The following is a 19608-nucleotide window of genomic DNA, read 5'->3' on the forward strand; positions in this document are numbered from 1 at the left end:
ACGCAGAATCTCGATTTCCATGTACTCCTCGTAGCTGATCACGGGCCGCCCAAAATGAGCAACCCTACAACGAGGTGTATCAATTCCTAACTGCGTTGCTGTATCAATTTACAACTGCGCGCGACACTGACACTCACGCTCGAGCCGCCGGCTGGAGGGTATCCGGTTCAGGTAGCCGTAGATATAGATCTTGAGCATCACGCCTCGGTGATAGGAAGGGCGCCCCGTGATCGCCGGCGTGGTACCGTTGAATCCCAGATCCCCTAGGTCCAACTCGTCGACGAAGGCGTCTATGACCCTGATCGGATTGTCCTGTCCAATGTAGTCATCCACGCATTCGGGAAGTAGTGCGACCTGCTTGCGGTCATCGCCTTCAACGAATCGCTTCATGAGTCACCCGGTCTCAGTGCGTTGGTTCAGTTTAGGCGATCGATGGGTTTTCACACACTTATATGGACACCGCCCGGTTTGCCAGGTTGTTCTTGATGTGACGTCTCGACGAGGTATCGGCTGCAGTCTTATATGCGGCCTTTTGCAAGCCGAAGCCGCAGGCCCTAATGGAATTCGCCAAGAACGTCCTCATCTGGGCCGCGTGCTTCAGGCACAAGAGTGTGTTCAGGTTTACGTTCTTGCGGTCCGACCTGTCTCGCCATCACATGGATTCAACCTTAGCAACCTACCGGTCCCCAAACGTTTCAATGCATGATACTGCTAATTCGGTCTTACACTGACGTGACTCGTTTCGTAAGTGCTCTGGTGGGCCAGTATTGCCCACGCAGTTCGCGCTATCTTGTTCGCCAGAGCCACCGCCACTACGTTGCCAGGTCGCCGCTCCTGCATTCCCTTCTGCCAGGAAGTTGGCACCTTTGCGTGACACAGGACGGAGCGCGCCCCGTGAATCAGCAGTGTGCGCAGGTACGGATCCCCTCGCTTCGAGATCGAGCCTAGTCGAACCTTGCCGCCCGTACCGTTTTGCCGGGGAACAAGCCCGAGGAACGCAGCGAATTCACGGCCCGATTTGAATGTCTTCGCGTCTCCGATCGTTGCAACGAGAGCGGTGGCGGTGAGCCTGCCGATGCCCGGTACCTCGGAGATCGCACGACACGCCGATTCCTGCTTCTGCCAAGCCCCAATACGCTTCTCGAGTTGATCGATATCGTCCTCAAACGCGTTGATACGTCGAAGCTGTTCCTGGAGATTGAGTACCATTGGTCGTGGCAGTGTGTCTTCCAGTTCTGCCATGCGGTCCCGGATCTCGGACATTCCTGCCAGACGTCCGGCTCGAAGGGTAACGCCGAATTCGTACAGAAACCCACGGAGTTGATTGATCTGCATCGTCCGGAACTTAACTAGCAGCGAGCGCATTCGGTGCAGGCTAAGCATCGCTTGTTGATCCTCCGTCTTGGCTGCAACCGTACGCATTCCAGGTTGCTGCACGGCTGTCCATATTGCTTTGGCGTCCGCTGCGTCAGTCTTGTTCGTTTGCACGAACGGCCGAATGAACTGGGCATGCAAGAGCACTACCTCGTGCCCAAGCGCCTGAATCTTACGTGCCCACCAATGAGCGCTTCCGCAGGCCTCAAGCGCCACTCGACCAGCAGGGCGCTGTGCGAGAAACGTGATCAGGTCGCCACGTCCGAACCGGCGATTGGTAACCTCACCGGTTTGTGCATCAACCCAGTACATCTGGAACACCCGCTTTGCAACATCCAGTCCATAGGTCGTAACATTCATTTGGGGCCTCCGCTCCTCAAGTGGTTGCGTCGCAACTCCACTTTGGCACATTGATGCCGTTCGGTTCTGGGGGGCCCTCAATGAGGCATGTCCCCGGAGGGAGGGCGGTGTCCATTCCATCTGGGTCGGACAGGAGCGCACGAAATAAAGCTTCGCGAAATATTTGGCATGCTCGGAAAGCCGCAGTGCGAGAAGGTCGAATTCGTGCGCTCGGACATGTGGCAGTCCTTTCTTGAAATGATTGCACATCATTGCCCGAACGCCTTCAACATTTTCGACCGCTTCCGCGTCTTGGCAAGAATGAACAAGGCCATCGACGAAGTTTGCCCGGCGCATGGCTCCCGACGGCTATGATCCGGTTCTCAAAAATCCCGCTGGCGACCGACCCACGCTTTCCACTTTAAATCGCGGAACTATTGTCCGAACGAACGCGCTCACCTCAGCTGGTCAGGCGATAGTCCAGCCGCCGTCCTGCGTAATCACCTGGCCGGTGACATACGACGACGCATTCGAAGCAAGCCAGACCACTAAACCTCGTAGCTCATCCATTCGTCCACGGCGTCGCATTGGTGTGCCTGCGACCACTACCTGCTCGAAGCGCTCCAGTTTTTCGTCACCTAAACCAAGCGAACGTTGTACTCCAGATCCACCATGCCAGCCTGGCGCAATGGCATTGCAACGGATATTCTCGGACGCATACTCGGCTGCGACTTGGCGCGTTAAGCCAAACAACCCTGCTTTCGCTGCAGCGTACGGCGCATTGACCATCGCAAAACCAGGATGCAAACCAACAAGCCCAAGCATCGAACCGTTGTTGATGATCGATGCTCCATTGCTTTGCCGGAGAAGTGGAATGAAACTGCGAATCATCAGAAATGCACCCGTAAGATTCACCGTTAGCACGCGCGCCCATTCATCGGGCAACACATCGTGCGTCATCCGGCCCGGGGTAACGATCCCAGCGTTATTGAAAAGTATATCTACGTGATCTACGCGCTCCGAGATTCGCCGCGCAAGTGCCTCTACACTCTCGCTTTGCGAAATGTCCACCACCTCGCTCCAAGCGTCACACCCGACATCTGCAATTTCAGCGCAAACCCGAGCCGCTGCTTCGGCATCAATGTCCGCAAGAATTACCGTCGCACCGAACTCTGCCAACGTGCGTGCATGCATACGCCCCTGTACACCGCCTGCCCCAGTAATCAGGGCAACCCGCCCACTCAAGTCAAAGATATTTTCCGATTCATTCATTTGAAATCTCCCGCATTCCATTCTCAAAATCACATCCGCATAGCGCTGTCTATCTTCAACAATATTTGAAGATAGAATTCAAGCGCGCTTCCAACCCATAAATCGGTTGACGGTGAACTGAATCGGTTCACGTCCCCCTTTTCGGAGAAGATGGAAATCTGGGAAGCAGCGCACACGCAACGCACACCAACATCAATGCGACAGCTGCCCCACACAAAGGCCACTGATAACTTCTATTGATATCGTAACCAAGCCCGAATGCAACTGGGCCTGCCGCAGTTCCGATCATGAATGACGCAAATACCCATCCATAAATCTGGCCAAAGTTCTTCAGACCAAAGTAGCGGCCGATCAGATACCCAAGTAAATCCGATTCCGCACCAGCACCCATACCGAGAAGGGCCGCGCAATAATACACAGCCGAGGAAGAAGGGAAAGCGAGTATCCCCAGACACCCCATGCAAGAGAGCAGGAAAATGCCGACAGCGGCACGCGGCGCGAACACCTTGTCGAACAAATAGCCCGCTGCGACCCTGCCCAGCACCGCAAAAATTGCAAGAATGCTAGTCGCCAAAGACGCTGCGGGCAGTGTAATACCGCGATCCATCAGCATTGGAATCAGATGAATTTGCGCTCCATTGATTGAGATCGCCATGAGAAAAGCGGCGCCTAGAATTAGCCAGAGCGCCTTTGTGCGCAACGCCTCACTCAGAAGCATGCTTGGCAGAGCATCACTCTGTCCAACTGAATCGGCTCGCACGACCTGTTGCGCAGGTGCCTCTTTGAGGAGGAATAAGCCGATCGGGACGCCAAGAATGATCGGGATCATACCCAACCCATAGTAGCCGGCCTCCCATCCGAAGCGTTGAACGAGAATTGCGGAAAATGGCGCAGAGATGGCCCCACCAATCCCAATGCCAGCCATCGCAATACCCAGCGCAAGTCCACGGCGTTCGTCAAACCAACCCGAAAGAACACGTATATAGACAATCGTATTTGATCCGGCACCTAGAATCCCGATAAGAAGAAAACCGACATAAAATCCTAACAGCCCGTGTGAATGAATCAGCGCCGGCAATGCCATGACCGTCAAGCCGTACGCGAGCGACGACAGTGTCAAAACCTGCCTAAGCCGTGTTCGGTCAATAAGACGACCGACCAGCGGAGTAGCGACTGCCAACGCGATTGCACAGATTAAAAGCGACACAGTTACCTGTTCGCGATTCCATCCCATGGCCTTGCCAAGCGCGCGAATAAATACCCCACTTGTCATCATCACGATTGGAGTACTGCAGATCGCTGTTCCTATCGTTGCAACTACTAACATCATCCAAGCACGCGTGCGAAATCCAGCTTCCGGACGGTCATTCGAGCGCAAACTTTCATACGTTTCATTCATCAGCGACTCCAGTATTTAGACATGAGAGCGATCCTGTGAATATCGCTCGCGCTCTCGTCGGGACATCAACTTACAAAAGTGATACGCGTGGCGAATCGACCTCTAGCAGGATTCTCCTGACTCAATTTCGAGGCTCCTCGAGTTCTACGTTCGCGTTCAATATGTGTTTATCGATAACGGCCGAGGTTATGTCTGCCAATTTAGGAGGACAACGGATTTGTAGACCCTCCATGCATGAGTTTGATGCAGGGTACTGTGCGTGGTTTTGTTGAAGGTGGTGATGTGAGATCAGTGCAAGCGTCCGTGTCAACGCCGACTGAAACCTGACCCAGACGCAAGTTTGACCACCTTCTGAGACTGATTGCTGAGAGGGTTTGGCTGAGCGAAGCGGCTCGTATTACGCTGGCCTCCAGCAGGGCTCGCACGCCAGGCGTGGACGGTGTCAGCAAGCGCATGATGGAAGAGAATCTCCAGCATAAATTGACGCCGATACGCAACGAACTGTTGGCGGGCTCGTACAGTCCGCTACCGGCGCGCCGCGTGTATATCCCGAAACCCGAGCGCACGCCGAAGTAGTACGCGAAGCGTGTCGGGAATTCCTCGAAGGCAAGCTGAAGCTCACGCTGAATATGGAGAAGACCCATATCACGCATTTTAATGACGGTTTCGTCTTCCTCGGCCACGGCATCATTCGCAAGCGCGGACCACGCGGCAGCGTGCGACCAGTGACGACAATTCCGTGGGAGAAGTATCAGGGCTTTGCCGAGCAACTGGTCAGACAACTGTCAGGCAATTACAGCATGAACCGGATGGATATGGTGGAAAGCCTGAATCGGCAACTGACGGGATGGACAACCCTCTACCAGTACACCGACCACGCGGCGACCCTGTTTAGCAAGCTGGACCGAACCGTCTTCTGGAAGCGGGGATATTGGCTTGTGCACAAGTACCGGCGTGGCTTCCGGTCGCTAATGCGCGATCATATCCGGGCCCCTGAACCAGGAAGGGCCACGACATGGGTGCTGCAAGGCCGGAATAGTCGGGGTCGGTACGGTGAAGTGACGCTTCGACGCCTCGTCACCAGCCGCAAGGGTCGATTCACCTGGCGAACCCCCATGGAAAATCCGTAAATATTGCGCGATGAGACACGCCGCACCATCGAGTCGGGCTACGCTGATGTTGCCTTTGCTATGGGCGACACCTCACTGGAGAGCCGGATGCGCTGGGAGGTGCATGTCCGGTTCGGGGAGGAGAAACAGGGAAATAGTTCGACTACGCCCTGTTTCTTACTCCACTCAAGATCAGGGGACAGTGGAAGTATCTCTACCGCGCTGTGGACAAGGCCGGCAACACCATCGACTTTCTGTTGCGCACCTATCGCGACAAGCCTGCAGCACTCCGCTTCTGTGAGAAAGCGATTGGCCAGAACGGCGCCCCGCAGACAGTCAACATGGATAAGAGCGGTGCAAATCTGGCCGCCATCCAGGCGATCAACGCCGCACGCGAAACACCTATCCGCGTCCGTCAGGTCAAGTATCTGAACAACCGCATCGAGCAGGACCACCGGACCATCAAACGCCGAACCCGACCCGTGCTCGGCTTCAACGATTTTCGTTGTGCACATCATTCTGGGCGGCATTGAGGTGATGCATATGATCCGCAAGGGGCAAATGAAATGCGCCAAATGGACGGGAGCGTCCGCCGCACAGCAATTCTATTCCCAAGCCTCCTAAACAATCGCGCCCGGTACACTGCGCTCGCCCCTCCGTCCTCATCGCGACAGAGCCACGCGACGAGGTGCTGTATGCCCGACCTTCGAAACTTGATTTTGCCCCACGGGAGCGTGTGTCGAGCGGCGGACGATCTGGACGCATGCATCGGTGGCGGGCTGGCTGCGCTGGACGCACTGAATGCGGTACTCCGCCGTTCCGGGAAACCTGGCGACGAGAACGACGGCCGCTGGCGACGGACTTCGCCATACCGCCGTTCGACATGTCTTGGCCGATAGAGGCGAGGTACAGCACCGGGGCAGTGGTTTCAATCCTCTATTTGCCTAGCCACTTCGCGCTCAGTTGCGCATAGTCGCCGTTGGCCTTGCTCAGATGCAGCCACTGATCGACGAAATTCCTGAACACGTCATCGCCATTCGGCAAAAGATAACCCATCTCCGCGTACTGCAGCGGCTTGTCGGGATTTACTGCGCACAGCTCGGGGTGAGCCTTGCTTTGCACGATCGCTTCTGCCGCCTCGGTGACGAAAACATCGGCCCTACCCTTGGTGAGCTCGTCGAATATCGTCAGATTGTCGCTGTGTATCGTCAGTTGGGCGTGGCTTAGTTTTGCTCTCGCGAATCGCTCGTTACTGCCACCGGGATTGGCAATTACTCGCACATTGGGCTGGTCAATGGCTGCTATCGTCTGGTACTTCGCGACGTCTTCGCAGCGTGTGATCGGCGTCTTGCCGTTGACCATATACGGTGCGCTGAAGTATGCCTGCTTCTGGCGTTCGAGCGAGACCGAGATGCCGCCTGCTGCAATATCGCATTTACCGGCGACGAAATCGGGCAGCAGGTTTGCCCATGTCGTCTTGACGAGTTCCGGCCGAGCGTTGAGCGTACCCGCAAGCGACCCCATCATATCGACATCCAGTCCTTCAAATTCCCCCGGTGCACGCTGGAAACTGAATGGCTTGTAGTCGCCTGGCGTACATACGCGTAGCACACCACTCTGTGTGACTCGCGCCAGCGTGGATGGCGAGGTTTGCGCGAAAGCGACGCAGGGCGCGAACAGCAACGTTAAGATGGCGATGAACTTCATAAGGAGGCTCCTGAGCGGTGTGTGTTTTAAGTTGAACGTCGAGAGTAAGGTGACAACCAGATTTTGTAGAAGAAACAGCGCCATCAGGAAGCTAAAAGCCAGATTCAGTAGATACAGAAGTTTTGCATCGACTGCGACGAATTGAGCGTTGTGCTGCACTCCGGACAATTCCTCTTGGGTCATCGCACAGCCTGTCAACCCGCCGGCAATACATAAGGAAAATACTAGAGGGTCACGATCGGACGCTTACCGTTTTACTCCGGGAGACTTACTTTCGCGGCCCTTCCATAGTATCTAGACGGCAGAACGAGATCGGGAAAGTGTCGAATTGAGTCGCAATAACGCGGCGATTCCGTCCCGGAGCCAGCGCGATCTGCGACAGTTTCGGTGATCCTCGAGGCGAAGCAGTTCCATCCAAAAACTTGGTTGATGCTCGCATTCACCCCACCGGAAGACCCGCGTCATTCTCAATTGCAGGTTATCAGCACATCCTAGGATAAGAACCCAGCAATCGAATCTGGAGGTTGTCTTTCAGGAATTCCGCGACAGCACCAACCCGGGCATGCCCCTCGATCTCGAAAAGATAGCGATGAGTGTCAAGCGTCCTTTTGCTTGGTCTCTCATAGATGTTGAGGATTCGAAGTCGCGCCCACACCATGCTTTCAAGCAAAGCCGAGAAGTCTTTGTCGGAAACCTCTGCCAGCAACGATGTCTTGTCGACTCCTGTGGGTAAGGGCATCTCTCTCCCGAGAACCCACCACCGGGTGACGTTATGAGGACCAGCCTCGATGTCATCAGCAAGCGAAACGAGGCCATAAATCGAACCACCGATCTTTGGGCCCATTGACGCCATCTCGAGCGACTTGCTCTCCGACACACTTTGAGCGGCAGCACCACCTCCAAGTGCCGTCGTGCGGCGTACCGAGGGCATTTCCCTGTCCAACCACGGCTTGACTTCCTCAAGCGCTACGGGGTGTGCGACAACCTGTCTGATATCTTCAATCTTTGCGCCGGGGCAGGCCAGAAGACTATATCCGAGCATCTTGGGATACTCTGCCACCACAACGACAGACGGCAGATCAAGCACGGGATCAAGATAAGGAGTGGTTCCCACGACCGACGTCGTCACAGGTACGCAAGCCCGCTCAATGGTCCCATTCGCAAATGCTTCAAACAGCTTTGCGTTCTCAAGCGGAACGAGCCTTCTCGGCCCGAACAGGTCGAGACTAGCCTGATGTGTCCATGAGCCGGCTGGACCGAGATATCCAATGCTATCTCTCGTAATGCGCTCCTCGTCGCTCGCTGTCGAAGACCTGATATCCATGTGTCGTTCCCTACGTCGGATGGCTGTCAAACCCCAGATTGCGAGGTTATGGATTTTTCAACGGCAGCGCGTCGCCTGGGATTCTTTGATCTCTGAGTCCGGGTATCCTCGACGCCCCGAAATCTTCGCTGGTGATCGTGAACGAAGGGCGAACCGGCAACGCTGCATCAAAAAGTAAGGTATCTCGAATTTAATATAGTGTCACGTTTTTACTCACATTCAATTCTCGTCTTCCTCCTTCTCCTAGTGTCCATCGTAGCGTTCGCGCTGCGTCGTACCCCGCAGCCAGCTGAAGTCACAAATCCAGCCGAAGGCGCGGTCCTACTTCAACGAAACCCTCAGAGCGATAGAAGTTTAGTGATCGACTCCAACGCGGCTGGTGAGGAGCGCCAACGTCCATCCGCTTCCACCCCCGCGCACGCCCGAGCTCGGCAGCGCTCTTCACAAGCATCGCGGCCACACCCTGTGATCTGAAGTCGGGCATCACGTACAGCTCGGTTATCTGGCCAAAGATGCCGCCAGCGAATATGGCGACGGCTTCCGTGAGCATCAGAACACCTATGGCCCGACTCCCGTCGAGCGCCAGCAGTCCGAAGCTTCGCTCAGTTTCTGCCAATACATCGCTTATCGACTCGGAGCGGTACTGCGGCACCATCGCTCCGTCACGGAGTTCATTGAAGAGCGCCTTCACCAGATTGGCCACAATAGGCGCATCATCGGTGGTCACCCGGCGAACTGTCACAGTCTCCAAACTGCAATGGTCACTCGTCATGATTTGACCTCCTTTTCTGAAAGACTACGGCTGACCGGCATCGCCGAATATAATGAGGTTCCAAGGTTGCTCTCCGGCCGGGTCAAGGTCGAACTTAAATGCCACGAACGCCTGCAAACTCAGCCCCTCAGAACGCTCCGGAAATCGAAACCGAAAAGCAGCGCGACCCTGATGTAGAAAAGGTCTCGAGGGCACTCGCTGCCCAGATCCACGCCTTCCGCACTTCGGCCGGCATCGCGTCGGGGACCTTGGCTAAAATGGCTGGCATCTCTCATTCGATGCTCTCGAGAATCGAGAAAGGAACGGCCACCCCATCGATCGAGACGCTCACGCGAATCGCGAACGCATTAGGCAAGCCCGTGTCCCGATTCTTCGTCGACCAGAGCGAACGGCATGACTGCTCGTTCGTGCCAGCAGGCGGCGGCGTGACGGTCGACCGAGAGGGCTCGTCTTTTGGCCATATCTATACTTTGATTGGCCACGTTCTCTCGGGGAATTTGTCGGTTGAACCGTACATCGTGACACTCGACGAGAACTCGGAGCCATGGTCAACTCATCAAACTACCGGTCTGCAGTTCCTGCACGTTCTTGAAGGCAGGATGAAGTATCGCTACGCGAATCGCCTCTACGACGTGAAGCCTGGCGACAGCCTCCTGTTCGATCCAAATGCCGCCCACGGTCCGGAAGAAATCAACAGCGTCCCAGTCCGGTTTCTCGCTGTCTTTTTCAACATTAGGGAATACAGCTAGTCAACAGCATTCGGCAAGCGGGTGGGCAACAATGCACTTGCACCCGGCAGAGAGGCGACATCGCAGCCGCCCGGCGGCCCATCCGCTTGTCGCATCGCTGCATTCAATCTGTAGCGCAGCGGGCAGTCATGTCAGAAACTGGGTTACCGCCTCACTCAAGGCATCCATTGCTTCGGCCAGTACATCCAGCGGAATAATGAGCGAAGGCGTCAGGCGGAGAACGTCCGGCCCCGCCATCAACGTAAAAACTCCCGCCGCATAACCGCAGTCGACAAGCCTGGATGACTGGCCTCGATAACGTTCGCTCAGCTCGGCCCCGATCAGCATTCCGCGGCCTCGAACCTCCGAAAAAACCCCAGTCCTGGCAGCAATGTCTTCAAGTCGCTGCATGCAAAAGGCGTGACGCACCTTTACACCCTCCAACGTCTCTGGACGGCGCACAATTTCCATCACTTTTGCGGCCACAGCAGCGGCAAGCGGATTCCCACCGAAAGTGCTTCCGTGCGACCCCGCCGTGAAATATTCGGCGAGATCGGACCTTGTCAGCATTGCGCCGATCGGAAAGCCGTTGCCCAACGCCTTTGCGGTGGTAAGGATGTCCGGGATGACGTGATAGCCCATGTAGGCAAACAGATCGCCCGTCCTTCCTACCCCCGTCTGGACCTCGTCGAAGATCAGCAGTGCATCCACCTCATCACACCGCGTACGAAGAGCGTTCACAAACGCTTCAGTCGCTGGCCGGACACCGCTTTCTCCCTGAACCAGTTCGAAAATCACAGCACATGTCTTCTCGCTAATGCCGGCGAGCGCGGCCTCGCAGTCATTAAACGGGAGATGCTTGATGCTTGATGGCAGCGGAGCAAATGGCGTGCTGTATTTAGGCTGCCCGCCGACACCGACCGTGAAAAGCGTTCGTCCGTGAAAAGAGTTCTGAAACGCGACGATTTCTGTCTTCCCGGACGCTGCAGCTCCCTTGTCAAAGGCGACTTTGCGTGCGAGCTTCAACGCCGCCTCATTTGCTTCCGCGCCCGAATTGGCGAAGAACACTCTGCTGGCAAACGTCGACTCTGTCAGTTGACTCGCAAGTCGTAGAACAGGCTCATTGGTAAATACATTCCCAACGTGCCAGACAAGCTCGCTCTGCGCGCGAAGTTCTGCGATCAGTTCCGGATGAGCATGACCCAGTCCCGTAACAGCGACGCCTCCTGCGAGGTCGATATACAGCCTACCGTTCGTATCCCAGACATACGAACCCTCACCTATCTGCGGAATAAGATTCGCCGGTGAATATGTTGGGGCAATGAGCTCACCGAAATCGCTACGTTGCACTGCTGCCTGCACGATACTTCTCCAATTTCCACGACCACTGCGCTTCGCACGCAATGGTCATGGGATTGAACACGAACTACGTCTACTGATGAATCATCTGGCTGAGGAAACGCTTGGCGCGCTCCGTTTTCGGTGCCGCAAAAAACTCGGCGGGTGTCGTGTCTTCGATGATCTCGCCTTGGTCAAGAAACAGAACCCGATCTGCAACAGCCTTCGCGAATCCCATCTCGTGCGTCACGCAAAGCATCGTCATGCCATCTTCAGCAAGAAGCGTCAGCGTGTCGAGGACCTCGCGTACCATCTCGGGGTCCAAGGCCGACGTCGGTTCGTCCAGCAGCATAATCGTCGGGGACATACACAGCGCACGCGCGATCGCCACGCGTTGCTGCTGCCCCCCGGACAACTGTGATGGATACTTCGATGCATGACCTGACACGCGAACCCGCTCCAGCACCTCCATCGCTCTTACTTCTGCTTCCTTGCGGCTCGCTCCACGGACCCGCATCGGAGCCAACGTACAGTTTTCGAGGACCGTCATGTGCGGGAACAGGTTGAAATGCTGAAATACCATGCCGACATCTGCCCTGACCGTTCGCACGTTTCTCACATCGTCGGTCAGCTTTATTCCGTCCACGATGATCTCCCCTCCATCGTGCTTCTCCAATCGGTTGACACAGCGGATTAGCGTTGATTTGCCTGACCCAGATGGACCACACAGCACAATCTTTTCGCCTTTGCGTACGTTGAGTGAAACAGACTTCAGGACATTAACGTCGCCGTAGTTCTTGCGCAGACCGTTGATAGTAATCACGTGTTCCGTGTTCAATTCGGTAGCCATGACTAATCCTCTATTGCTAGCTTCTCAGTTAGCAGTTTGTTGCAGTTCACGTTGATACGCCCGGCCGGCCGGGCTGTCCTTCCAGGTCACGACCTGCCCTTTCGAAAGCCGTTCGCGACCATACACAATCCAAGGGTCGTCGACGGTTCCAATCACCTCATCAAGACGGAAGCGCGAGGGGTTGTCCAACGCGAGCGACGAGTATGTGAGACCGCTCTCGTACTTCCCTGAAAGAAGACCTTCGGCGACAGACGCCGTCGATGTCTCAGGGATCAATTGCAGATCTGTCGTATCAACATACTCGCGAGTCGCCGGCTGAAGGGCCAGTGACGTCGGACGTTCGACGTCGACGCGCGTAACGATTGCCATATCCTTGCTGCCTGATACAAACGCATCTACGACGAATAGATGCTTCCGATACCTTGCGACGATCTCCGTCGTTTCAGGATGAACTGCAACCTGAATCAGATAATCCGCGTCGCCGTTTATCACTGCACGGGCGGCAGAATCAAAGTCAAGGACAAGCTGAATAGTCGCCTTGTCGTCAAGGCCATGAAATTTCAGATAACGGGTCGCGACAAACTCATGGTTACTGCCGCTCGGACCGAGGGTCATAAACCGAAGCACTTTTCAGGTTCTCCAACTTTCAATGTCTGACTAGTTGCTCAATGCGACGCCGTCTGGGCATCGCTCGAATTCTGAGCCCTAGTAATAGAATCACCACCCCGCTTCTTTCCATTCTTCGCGGCGTCAATTTTCCCGGTCTTCCGACCGACGACGAACTCGAGGTACTTGAAGAACTGAGCGAGAACGAATGTCATCAACAAATAGACAAGACCCGCACCTACGAAAATCTCATACGGGGCGTACGTCTCGCTCACAAGCAGTTTTGACGTACCCGTAAGCTCCATGATTGTCACAGTGGACGCCAGGGAGGTTGCCTTGAGATTCAAGATTGTCTCGTTGGCATATGCAGGCAGCGCAATACGCACGGCAATGGGTGCTTTAATCTTCGTGAGGATCGACGTGTTGCCAAGCCCAAGCGCTTGGGCTGCTTCGACGATCCCCTTCGGAACCGCGCTCAGTGCACCCATCAGAATGCGGGCGGTATAAGCGCCCGAATTCATTCCGAGCGCGATGACAGCACACATAAACGGGTCGCGCAGGATTGGCCACAACATCGAGTGGCGAACAAAGGAAAATTGCCCAAAGCCATAGTACAAAAAGAACAGCTGGACCAATGCCGGCGTACCGCGGAACGCACCGATATAAAATTTGACGAAACCATTCAGAACTTTGGAGTTGCTCAGACCAAGCAGCGTCATCGGGATACCGATAACTATCCCTGTGACGACAATAGACGCGAAAAGCTCCAGAGTTACAGGTAGCGAAGAGAGCAGCTGCGGGAGACTCGATAGAAGCAGTGAAAAATCAAACATGTCTCACCTTGCCAACGTTGTAGCAGTCTTTCGCCCTGCCATTCCAAAAGCATTCGTCATAGCGTAGCTCAGCACGAAGTAAAGGACGCCAGCCACGAGATAAAAGAAGAACGGTCGATTTGTTCCTTCTACTGCAAATCCGGTCCGTCGCATCAGGTCCTCCAGACCGACGATCGAAACAAGCGCAGTTTCTTTCAACAGGACGGTCAACTGATTTCCGAATGCGGGCAGCGCTAACCTCCAGGCTTGAGGCGCAACAACGTGCACAAACGTACCTGATGCCGAAAGCCCGAGCGCCGACGCCGCCTCAATCTGACCACGGGGCACCTCAAGGATGGCGCCACGAAAGATTTCCGTTGCGTAAGCACCGAAAACCAGACCTAGAGATACCGCCCCAGCCGTAAAAGCGTTGATCTCGATGGGGCTGCCCAACACATGCGAGAGGGTAGAACTACCGCCGTAGTACACAAGGAAAATCACCAGCAAGTCCGGCACACCTCGTATCGACGTTGTGTAGGCCCCGGCAATGTGGCTGAGCACGCTTGATGGGGACAGCTTGGCGGCGGCCATCAGTACGCCGATAACCGAGCCGATCGCGGTGGCCGCCAATGCCACGAGCAAGGTAGTGGCGGCCCCGAGCATAATCAGACCGCCATATCCGTTGAGAGTGAAACTAGACATGCTGGCATCCACTTACATCAGGGGGAATGGGAAGTACTTCTTGCGAATCTGGTCGTAAGTACCGTTTTTAATGATGACCTCGAGTGCCGTGTTGAGGCGGTTGCACAACTCAGTGTCGTCAAGTCGAACGGCAATCGCGTTCCCATCGCCGAGCACGCCACCTTTCAGCTCCGGACCCACGAACATGAAGTCCTTTGATTCAGCGCGCTTGAAGAAGGCGGAATAAGCCGTCGCCTTGTTGCCGATGATTGCATCTACCCGACCGGCTACGAGGTCAAGCTCCGGCTGTCGCGTGTCGTCATACAAGACCAGCGTTGACGATTTTTCATAGCCGTTTGCAGTAAGCCACTGATGCTGCGACGAACCCCGTTGGACACCAATGCGTTTGCCTTTCAGACCAGCTGGGGTGACGTCAGTGATCCCACTATCTTTCGCGACAATGAAGCTCGACGTGGTTTCCTTGTACTTGTTAGTAAAGAGCACCTGCTTACGACGAGCCGGAGTCGTAGACATCGAGGCGACGATCGCGTCGTACCGATTCGCCTGAAGCCCAGGAATGATGCCGTCCCATGCCTGCGCAATGATCTGACACTTGACCTTCATCTGCTCGCAAAGCGCATTTGCGATGTCCACATCGAAGCCTTGCAGGTTGCCGCTGGAGTCTTTAAAGCTCCACGGGGGATAGGTTCCTTCTGTCGCGACACGCAAGGTGTCGCTGGCTGAAAAGGCCGGTGCCGACATAAGAAGTGTCGCCACGGCGAGGCTGCACCCGAGCAGCGTTTGGAGACGTTTAAACAGGCTGAAAGACATGGTTTTCGCTCTCTGACGTTTACGGCGCGGTTCATCCGGCGCCTGAGATCAAAGGTAGTCAACCGTTAATCTGATGTCAATCTTTTAATTTGGTGCAACTTCATCGCTAAGGGTAAACAATGATCCTTGCCCGTACTTCTCGTCCGTCGAGGCCAATCGACGCGCGATATGGGTCAAAAACGAGCACTCCCGTTTTGCCGCACGCGCCCGGCACCTTTGCCTATGGCGGGGTCCAACGAGTTCCGTTTCATGCCGTCGGCGTCAGCCGCGAACCGGGCCACAGGCTTGATATGAGATCTCTCGGGACCGAGCTTCCATGTGTATTCCATTAAGCAGTTTATTACTTCATAATTACCTGCATTTGCATGTGATTAAATTGTTGACACAAAATTAACGTACTTGTACCTTTGCCTCCGGCGGCTTCTGAAGACTTGAAACATTCGTTTGGCCATCCCAAGCGAATTAGTTACTGCTGCACCGCCGGATTGCGGCGACCCCGCTCCAAGAAAATTATTACGCGCAGTCTCGCCTATTAGTTGTACTAATCAATGCACTAACTTCGATGCTGCTCCGTTTGAGTTCGCATCGAGTTCGACTGACTTCGACGAGAAGACCATGAAAAAACGCGTTCTATCAACCTTAGCCCTTGGGTTTGCGTCGATGCATGCTCAAGCGCAAAGCTCGGTAACCTTGTACGGGATTATCGATAATTCGATCCAATATGCTCACAATTCGAGTGGGAAGAGCACTCAAATCAGTATGGTTTCGGGCCAATTGGCAGGCAGTCGCTGGGGGCTGCTGGGATCAGAAGATCTAGGCGGGGGACTGAAGGCTGTGTTCCGGCTGGAAAATGGATTTAACGTCAACACAGGCGCAGCTGGGCAAGGCGGCCGCCTGTTTGGACGGCAGGCCTACGTCGGGCTGGCAAGTGATAAGTATGGTACATTCACAGCCGGTCGGCAATATGACGCACTTCGCGATCTGGTGCTTCCGGTTCAGGGGAACAACTTCCTCGAGTACTTCACCGCGCCCGGCGACGTAGACAGTGGCGACGGGACAATCCGGATGGATAACGTCGTTAAATGGACCAGCCCAACGCTTAGTGGCTTCAAGTTTGTCGCTACGTATTCATTTGGCGGGGTTGCAGGTTCGCCGGGTTCGGGACAGACATGGAGCGGAGGCGTGTCATACGCAAACGGTCCGCTGCAGGCTGCTGCTGGTTACCTGCACATCGACAACGGTGATGCCGCCACTTCCGCGCGCGGCACGACAACCTCGGGCAGTCTCTTCGGCTCGGTCGTAAATTCGGCGTATTCGTCGGCAAGATCGATAAACATTGTCCGGGCAGCGACCAACTACTCGCTCGGACCCGTCACACTCGGCGGCTACTATAGCTTTTCTCAATACAATCCGGACGGTGCGTCCAAGTTCACCGGCAGCGAACACTACAACAACGGCTCGGTCTTCGTCCTCTGGAAGGTCAGCGTACCGGTTCAACTCGAACTGGGCTACGACTACATGAAGTCCGGTGGAAATTCGTCGGCGACGTACCATCAGGTCAACCTCGCTGCAGACTATCTGCTTAGCAAACGCACCGACCTCTATGCGATCACCGCATATGGCCACGCGTCTGGGTCGAACGGACTTGGCCCTGCGCAAGCAGTCATCGCGGATACGGTCGTTGGACCGGGCACATCGTCGCAAGAGATGGTTATTCTCGGTATCCGGCATCGTTTCTGATACATCGGTTTGGCGCGGCACGCAGACGGCCGCGTCGAACTCTCCAATATCAGATCTGATGACTGGAGCCGCAATGCGAATGGCCGCAACGCACCCTATGGCTCTCGTGCGAGCTTTGAAGTGTCGTCGCTTCCATCGACCTCGCTGCCCGGCACGTTTCCAGCTGTCAACTACATGTAGATGTCAACGTTCTGCGTTGGCCTGTAATAGCGGCATTTGACAACGATAGTCTCTCAAGCAACTCTAGCGAAGGTCAGACGAATGCGTCAATGCAGCAGACCGGAATTGCGGGCGTCAGGCGACCAGTTAACGAAGCTTGCCGCACATCTTGAAGCCGTGCGCGAGGACGAACGAAAGCGCATTGCCATGGAGATTCATGACGAGCTTGGGCAACTGCTCACAGTTTTGAAAATTGATGTGTCGTTGCTAAAGAGACACCTGATGCCGGAGTCGGCGGCCGCGCATAAGGTCGACGAGATGGGAGAAATTGTCGAGAAGTCCATCCACATGCTCCGAAGCCTCGTCAATGAACTGCGACCCGCAGCATTGAATTACGGCCTGCTACCGGCACTTGAATGGCTAGCTGAGGATTTTGGCCCAAGATCCGGGATTGCCTGTCACTTCCTCTCTGTGGGACCGGAGCCATGTCTGTCTGACGCGCGTGCGACAGCGATCTTTCGTATTGCGCAGGAGTCGCTGACTAACGTGGCTCGCCATGCGTGCGCGTCGCACGTGAGAATAACGCTGACCAACTTGAATTCCGTGATACAACTCGTCGTGACGGATAACGGGCGTGGTTTCAATGTGGATACGACCCGTCGCGTGCATTCTTTTGGTTTATTGGGAATGGCCGAACGTGCCAGATTAATCGATGCGCAACTGCAAATCGAAAGCCGGCCTGGCAATGGAACCACAATTCGCGTGCGAGTCAAGGACAACGCAATCGCACAGTTGTGTGCTTCACACAACTGAAGAATGAAGCGCCCCTAGCGGCGCTTCGCCGTACCAATTCGCTCCTTGCATCCTCCGGGAAAACGGTTCGACATCTTTGAATCGAGCAGGACCACCGTGCCATCAAGCATCGCACCCGGCCGATGCTCGGCTTCAAGAATTTTCGTTGTGCACGCATAATTCTGGGTAGTATCGAGATCAATGACATGAACGCCTCCCGTCCGTGAGCAATGGGTTTCAGCAATGAAGGTGGACCCTCACGGGCCGACGGGCATCAGAGTGCCCGGGCTGGAGGATCATACAGGTCTTCGGAGGCAAAACCAGAGGTGTCCGAAATGAACCTTACGCCAGTAGGAATCGATATTGCAAAGAGCGCCTTTCAGCTTCACCACGTGGACGCTGAAACAGGTGAAATCGTGAACAGGCCAATCAAGCGAGCCAACTTTCTCGAACACTTTGCGAACCGGGCGCCCTGCCTGATCGGGATGGAGGCGTGCGGCGATGCGCAGCACTGGGCACGGGAGCTAACAAAAATGGGGCATCAGGTGAAGCTGATGCCTGGAGAGTTCGCCAAGACGTTCAACATCCGCAACAAGAACGATGCGGCCGACGCCCGGGCAGTCTGGCTGGCCGTGCAGCAGCCCAGCAAGGCGGTAGCGATAAAGACCGAAGCGCAGCAAACGCTGCTGGCGCTGCACCGGACGCGTCAGCAGCTCGTCAAGTTCCGTACGATGCAGATCAACAGCCTTCGCGGACTGTTGACCGAATATGGCGAAGTGATGGGCCGGGGCCGGGATGCGCTCGACGACAAGGCAATACCCGCGGTGCTGGCCAGGATATCGGACCGCCTGTGAGCTGCCACGCTCTCACACCTGGTACGCAGCTCGCAAGATCGACGGCAATGTAACCTCGGCATTGCAAAAAGCGCATGAACGCGCGAATGGCCGAGCACATATGCTTCGCGGATTGCGGACTATGGTCTCTTGCATGACGTTCGACGAATGCCATGACGTCCGAACCAGTCAGGCTGGTGATTTGCGGATACCCAGACAGGCAATGCTCCCGCAGACACTGCCGAGCGAAAGGGGCATGGCGAACGGCAAACACGCGCGCCAACCCGCGCTCCTGGATCAGATATCGTTCAAAATCCTGCACAATCTGTTCGAGCTCGTCCAGTGCGAGAGATGGCTTGGCAGGCATTGCATCGATCTCTCGAAGCAGACCGAGCAGTCTGATCAATGCAGGACGATCACTGAGAAATCGACATCGATATCGGCGACAGAACTCCTGATACTCGTCTATCGATTGCTCGTTGATGTCGTCAAGCTCAAGCCGTTTGCGTGCGAGCCAATGACTGAAGTCGCAAGCCACGCGAAGATCGCGCCATGCTCCTTGCCGACAATGTCCCTCTCGCAGCAGCCGTGCTGCGAACAGATCGATATGAACTCCCAACGACCCTTCGTGAAACCGTTTCAGCATCTTGGGACTGTCGTAATACGCTTCGATGGTCATGCCTACTCCTTCCCGCCAGAATGACAGGAGAGAGCCTCAGACTATGCCGAATGCGCAAACCGCATCGCATGACCAGGAGTGAATGATACAAACTGGTTCGGCATAGCGCAGGATTCGGTATGAATCGCCAAACTGAATGACCTTGATCCCGAGGCCTACCGGCGCTACGTCATCGCTCGCATCGCCGATGCATCCAGTCAATCGCGTCGACGAGCTTTTGCCATGGGTCGTCGCCGATCAGCTTCACCACGACGTCGCCTGAA

Annotated in this window: 18 protein-coding genes and 5 pseudogenes; 10 read left to right on the plus strand and 13 right to left on the minus strand. The window is 55.4% G+C overall.

Annotated elements, in window-relative coordinates; translation table 11 throughout:
* Positions 1-111: 111 nt before the first annotated feature.
* Both A6V37_RS11030 and A6V37_RS11035 read right to left on the minus strand, forming a co-directional pair.
* Positions 112-390, minus strand: a pseudogene (locus tag A6V37_RS11030) (IS1182 family transposase); the annotation flags it as partial.
* A gap of 321 nt (positions 391-711) precedes the next feature.
* Positions 712-1734, minus strand: a complete 1023-nt coding sequence (locus tag A6V37_RS11035; RefSeq protein WP_064267599.1) for an IS110 family RNA-guided transposase — start codon at positions 1732-1734, stop codon at positions 712-714.
* Positions 1735-1902: 168 nt separating this feature from the next.
* Here A6V37_RS11035 and A6V37_RS11040 point away from each other — a divergent pair, with 168 nt between their 5' ends.
* The gene (locus A6V37_RS11040; protein WP_064267600.1) at positions 1903-2088 is read left to right on the plus strand and encodes a transposase; all 186 of its coding nucleotides are present in this window, start codon (positions 1903-1905) and stop codon (positions 2086-2088) included.
* Between the two features lie 93 nt (positions 2089-2181).
* On the opposite strand, the gene A6V37_RS11045 is transcribed toward A6V37_RS11040, so the two are convergent.
* Complete coding sequence (locus tag A6V37_RS11045; RefSeq protein ID WP_064267601.1) at positions 2182-2985, minus strand: SDR family NAD(P)-dependent oxidoreductase; 804 nt, start codon at positions 2983-2985, stop codon at positions 2182-2184.
* A gap of 127 nt (positions 2986-3112) precedes the next feature.
* Positions 3113-4384, minus strand: a complete 1272-nt coding sequence (locus tag A6V37_RS11050) for an MFS transporter (RefSeq protein WP_082902678.1) — start codon at positions 4382-4384, stop codon at positions 3113-3115.
* A gap of 629 nt (positions 4385-5013) precedes the next feature.
* Here A6V37_RS11050 and A6V37_RS42185 point away from each other — a divergent pair.
* Together A6V37_RS42185 and A6V37_RS40595 are read left to right on the plus strand one after the other, a co-directional pair.
* Entirely contained in the window at positions 5014-5514 is a 501-nt protein-coding gene (locus A6V37_RS42185) for a group II intron maturase-specific domain-containing protein (protein WP_064267603.1), read from the plus strand.
* A 158-nt stretch (positions 5515-5672) separates the two neighbouring features.
* Positions 5673-6117 (plus strand): annotated as a pseudogene (locus A6V37_RS40595) (IS6 family transposase); the annotation flags it as partial.
* A gap of 312 nt (positions 6118-6429) precedes the next feature.
* Here the strand turns inward: A6V37_RS40595 and A6V37_RS11065 are convergent.
* From A6V37_RS11065 to A6V37_RS11075, 3 genes are all read right to left on the minus strand, one after another.
* Positions 6430-7200 carry a transporter substrate-binding domain-containing protein gene (locus A6V37_RS11065; RefSeq protein WP_064267605.1) on the minus strand — a complete coding sequence of 257 codons (771 nt, stop codon included), beginning with the start codon at positions 7198-7200 and terminating at the stop codon, positions 6430-6432.
* 481 nt (positions 7201-7681) lie between these two features.
* Positions 7682-8524 carry a prephenate dehydratase gene (locus tag A6V37_RS11070; protein ID WP_064267606.1) on the minus strand — a complete coding sequence of 281 codons (843 nt, stop codon included), beginning with the start codon at positions 8522-8524 and terminating at the stop codon, positions 7682-7684.
* Between the two features lie 295 nt (positions 8525-8819).
* Positions 8820-9296 (minus strand): GNAT family N-acetyltransferase, encoded by a 477-nt coding sequence (locus tag A6V37_RS11075; RefSeq protein ID WP_064267607.1) that lies wholly within the window; start codon positions 9294-9296, stop codon positions 8820-8822.
* A 98-nt stretch (positions 9297-9394) separates the two neighbouring features.
* Between A6V37_RS11075 and A6V37_RS11080 the strand changes: the two genes are divergently transcribed.
* Complete coding sequence (locus A6V37_RS11080; RefSeq protein WP_082902679.1) at positions 9395-10045, plus strand: helix-turn-helix domain-containing protein; 651 nt, start codon at positions 9395-9397, stop codon at positions 10043-10045.
* A gap of 126 nt (positions 10046-10171) precedes the next feature.
* Here A6V37_RS11080 and A6V37_RS11085 read toward each other — a convergent pair whose 3' ends face one another.
* The 6 genes from A6V37_RS11085 to A6V37_RS11110 all read right to left on the minus strand — a co-directional run bounded on the left by A6V37_RS11085 (position 10172) and on the right by A6V37_RS11110 (position 15142).
* A complete protein-coding gene (locus A6V37_RS11085; RefSeq protein WP_064267773.1) occupies positions 10172-11389 on the minus strand; it encodes an acetylornithine/succinyldiaminopimelate transaminase in 1218 nt (405 codons plus the stop codon).
* Between the two features lie 67 nt (positions 11390-11456).
* The gene (locus tag A6V37_RS11090) at positions 11457-12212 is read right to left on the minus strand and encodes an amino acid ABC transporter ATP-binding protein (RefSeq protein WP_064267608.1); all 756 of its coding nucleotides are present in this window, start codon (positions 12210-12212) and stop codon (positions 11457-11459) included.
* Positions 12213-12236: 24 nt separating this feature from the next.
* On the minus strand, positions 12237-12827 hold the full coding sequence (locus A6V37_RS11095; protein WP_064267609.1) for a hypothetical protein: 591 nt from the start codon (positions 12825-12827) through the stop codon (positions 12237-12239).
* Between the two features lie 50 nt (positions 12828-12877).
* Positions 12878-13651 (minus strand): ABC transporter permease, encoded by a 774-nt coding sequence (locus tag A6V37_RS11100; protein WP_064267610.1) that lies wholly within the window; start codon positions 13649-13651, stop codon positions 12878-12880.
* A gap of 3 nt (positions 13652-13654) precedes the next feature.
* Complete coding sequence (locus A6V37_RS11105) at positions 13655-14332, minus strand: ABC transporter permease (RefSeq protein WP_064267611.1); 678 nt, start codon at positions 14330-14332, stop codon at positions 13655-13657.
* A 12-nt stretch (positions 14333-14344) separates the two neighbouring features.
* Entirely contained in the window at positions 14345-15142 is a 798-nt protein-coding gene (locus tag A6V37_RS11110; RefSeq protein ID WP_064267612.1) for a transporter substrate-binding domain-containing protein, read from the minus strand.
* 615 nt (positions 15143-15757) lie between these two features.
* Between A6V37_RS11110 and A6V37_RS11115 the strand changes: the two genes are divergently transcribed.
* The 6 genes and pseudogenes from A6V37_RS11115 to A6V37_RS42200 form a co-directional block, all read left to right on the plus strand.
* Positions 15758-16882 (plus strand): porin, encoded by a 1125-nt coding sequence (locus A6V37_RS11115; protein WP_064267613.1) that lies wholly within the window; start codon positions 15758-15760, stop codon positions 16880-16882.
* 261 nt (positions 16883-17143) lie between these two features.
* Positions 17144-17854 (plus strand): sensor histidine kinase, encoded by a 711-nt coding sequence (locus A6V37_RS11120; protein ID WP_064267614.1) that lies wholly within the window; start codon positions 17144-17146, stop codon positions 17852-17854.
* Between the two features lie 80 nt (positions 17855-17934).
* A pseudogene (locus tag A6V37_RS42190) lies at positions 17935-18042 on the plus strand (IS6 family transposase); the annotation flags it as partial.
* 126 nt (positions 18043-18168) lie between these two features.
* Positions 18169-18684, plus strand: a pseudogene (locus tag A6V37_RS11125) (IS110 family RNA-guided transposase); the annotation flags it as partial.
* A gap of 136 nt (positions 18685-18820) precedes the next feature.
* Positions 18821-19369: a hypothetical protein gene (locus A6V37_RS42195; RefSeq protein ID WP_242665788.1), complete on the plus strand. Its 549-nt coding sequence runs from the start codon at positions 18821-18823 to the stop codon at positions 19367-19369.
* Between the two features lie 102 nt (positions 19370-19471).
* A pseudogene (locus tag A6V37_RS42200) lies at positions 19472-19607 on the plus strand (transposase domain-containing protein); the annotation flags it as partial.
* Between the last annotated feature and the right edge of the window lies 1 nt (position 19608).

The organism is Paraburkholderia ginsengiterrae (genome assembly GCF_001645125.1).
Taxonomy (GTDB): domain Bacteria; phylum Pseudomonadota; class Gammaproteobacteria; order Burkholderiales; family Burkholderiaceae; genus Paraburkholderia; species Paraburkholderia ginsengiterrae.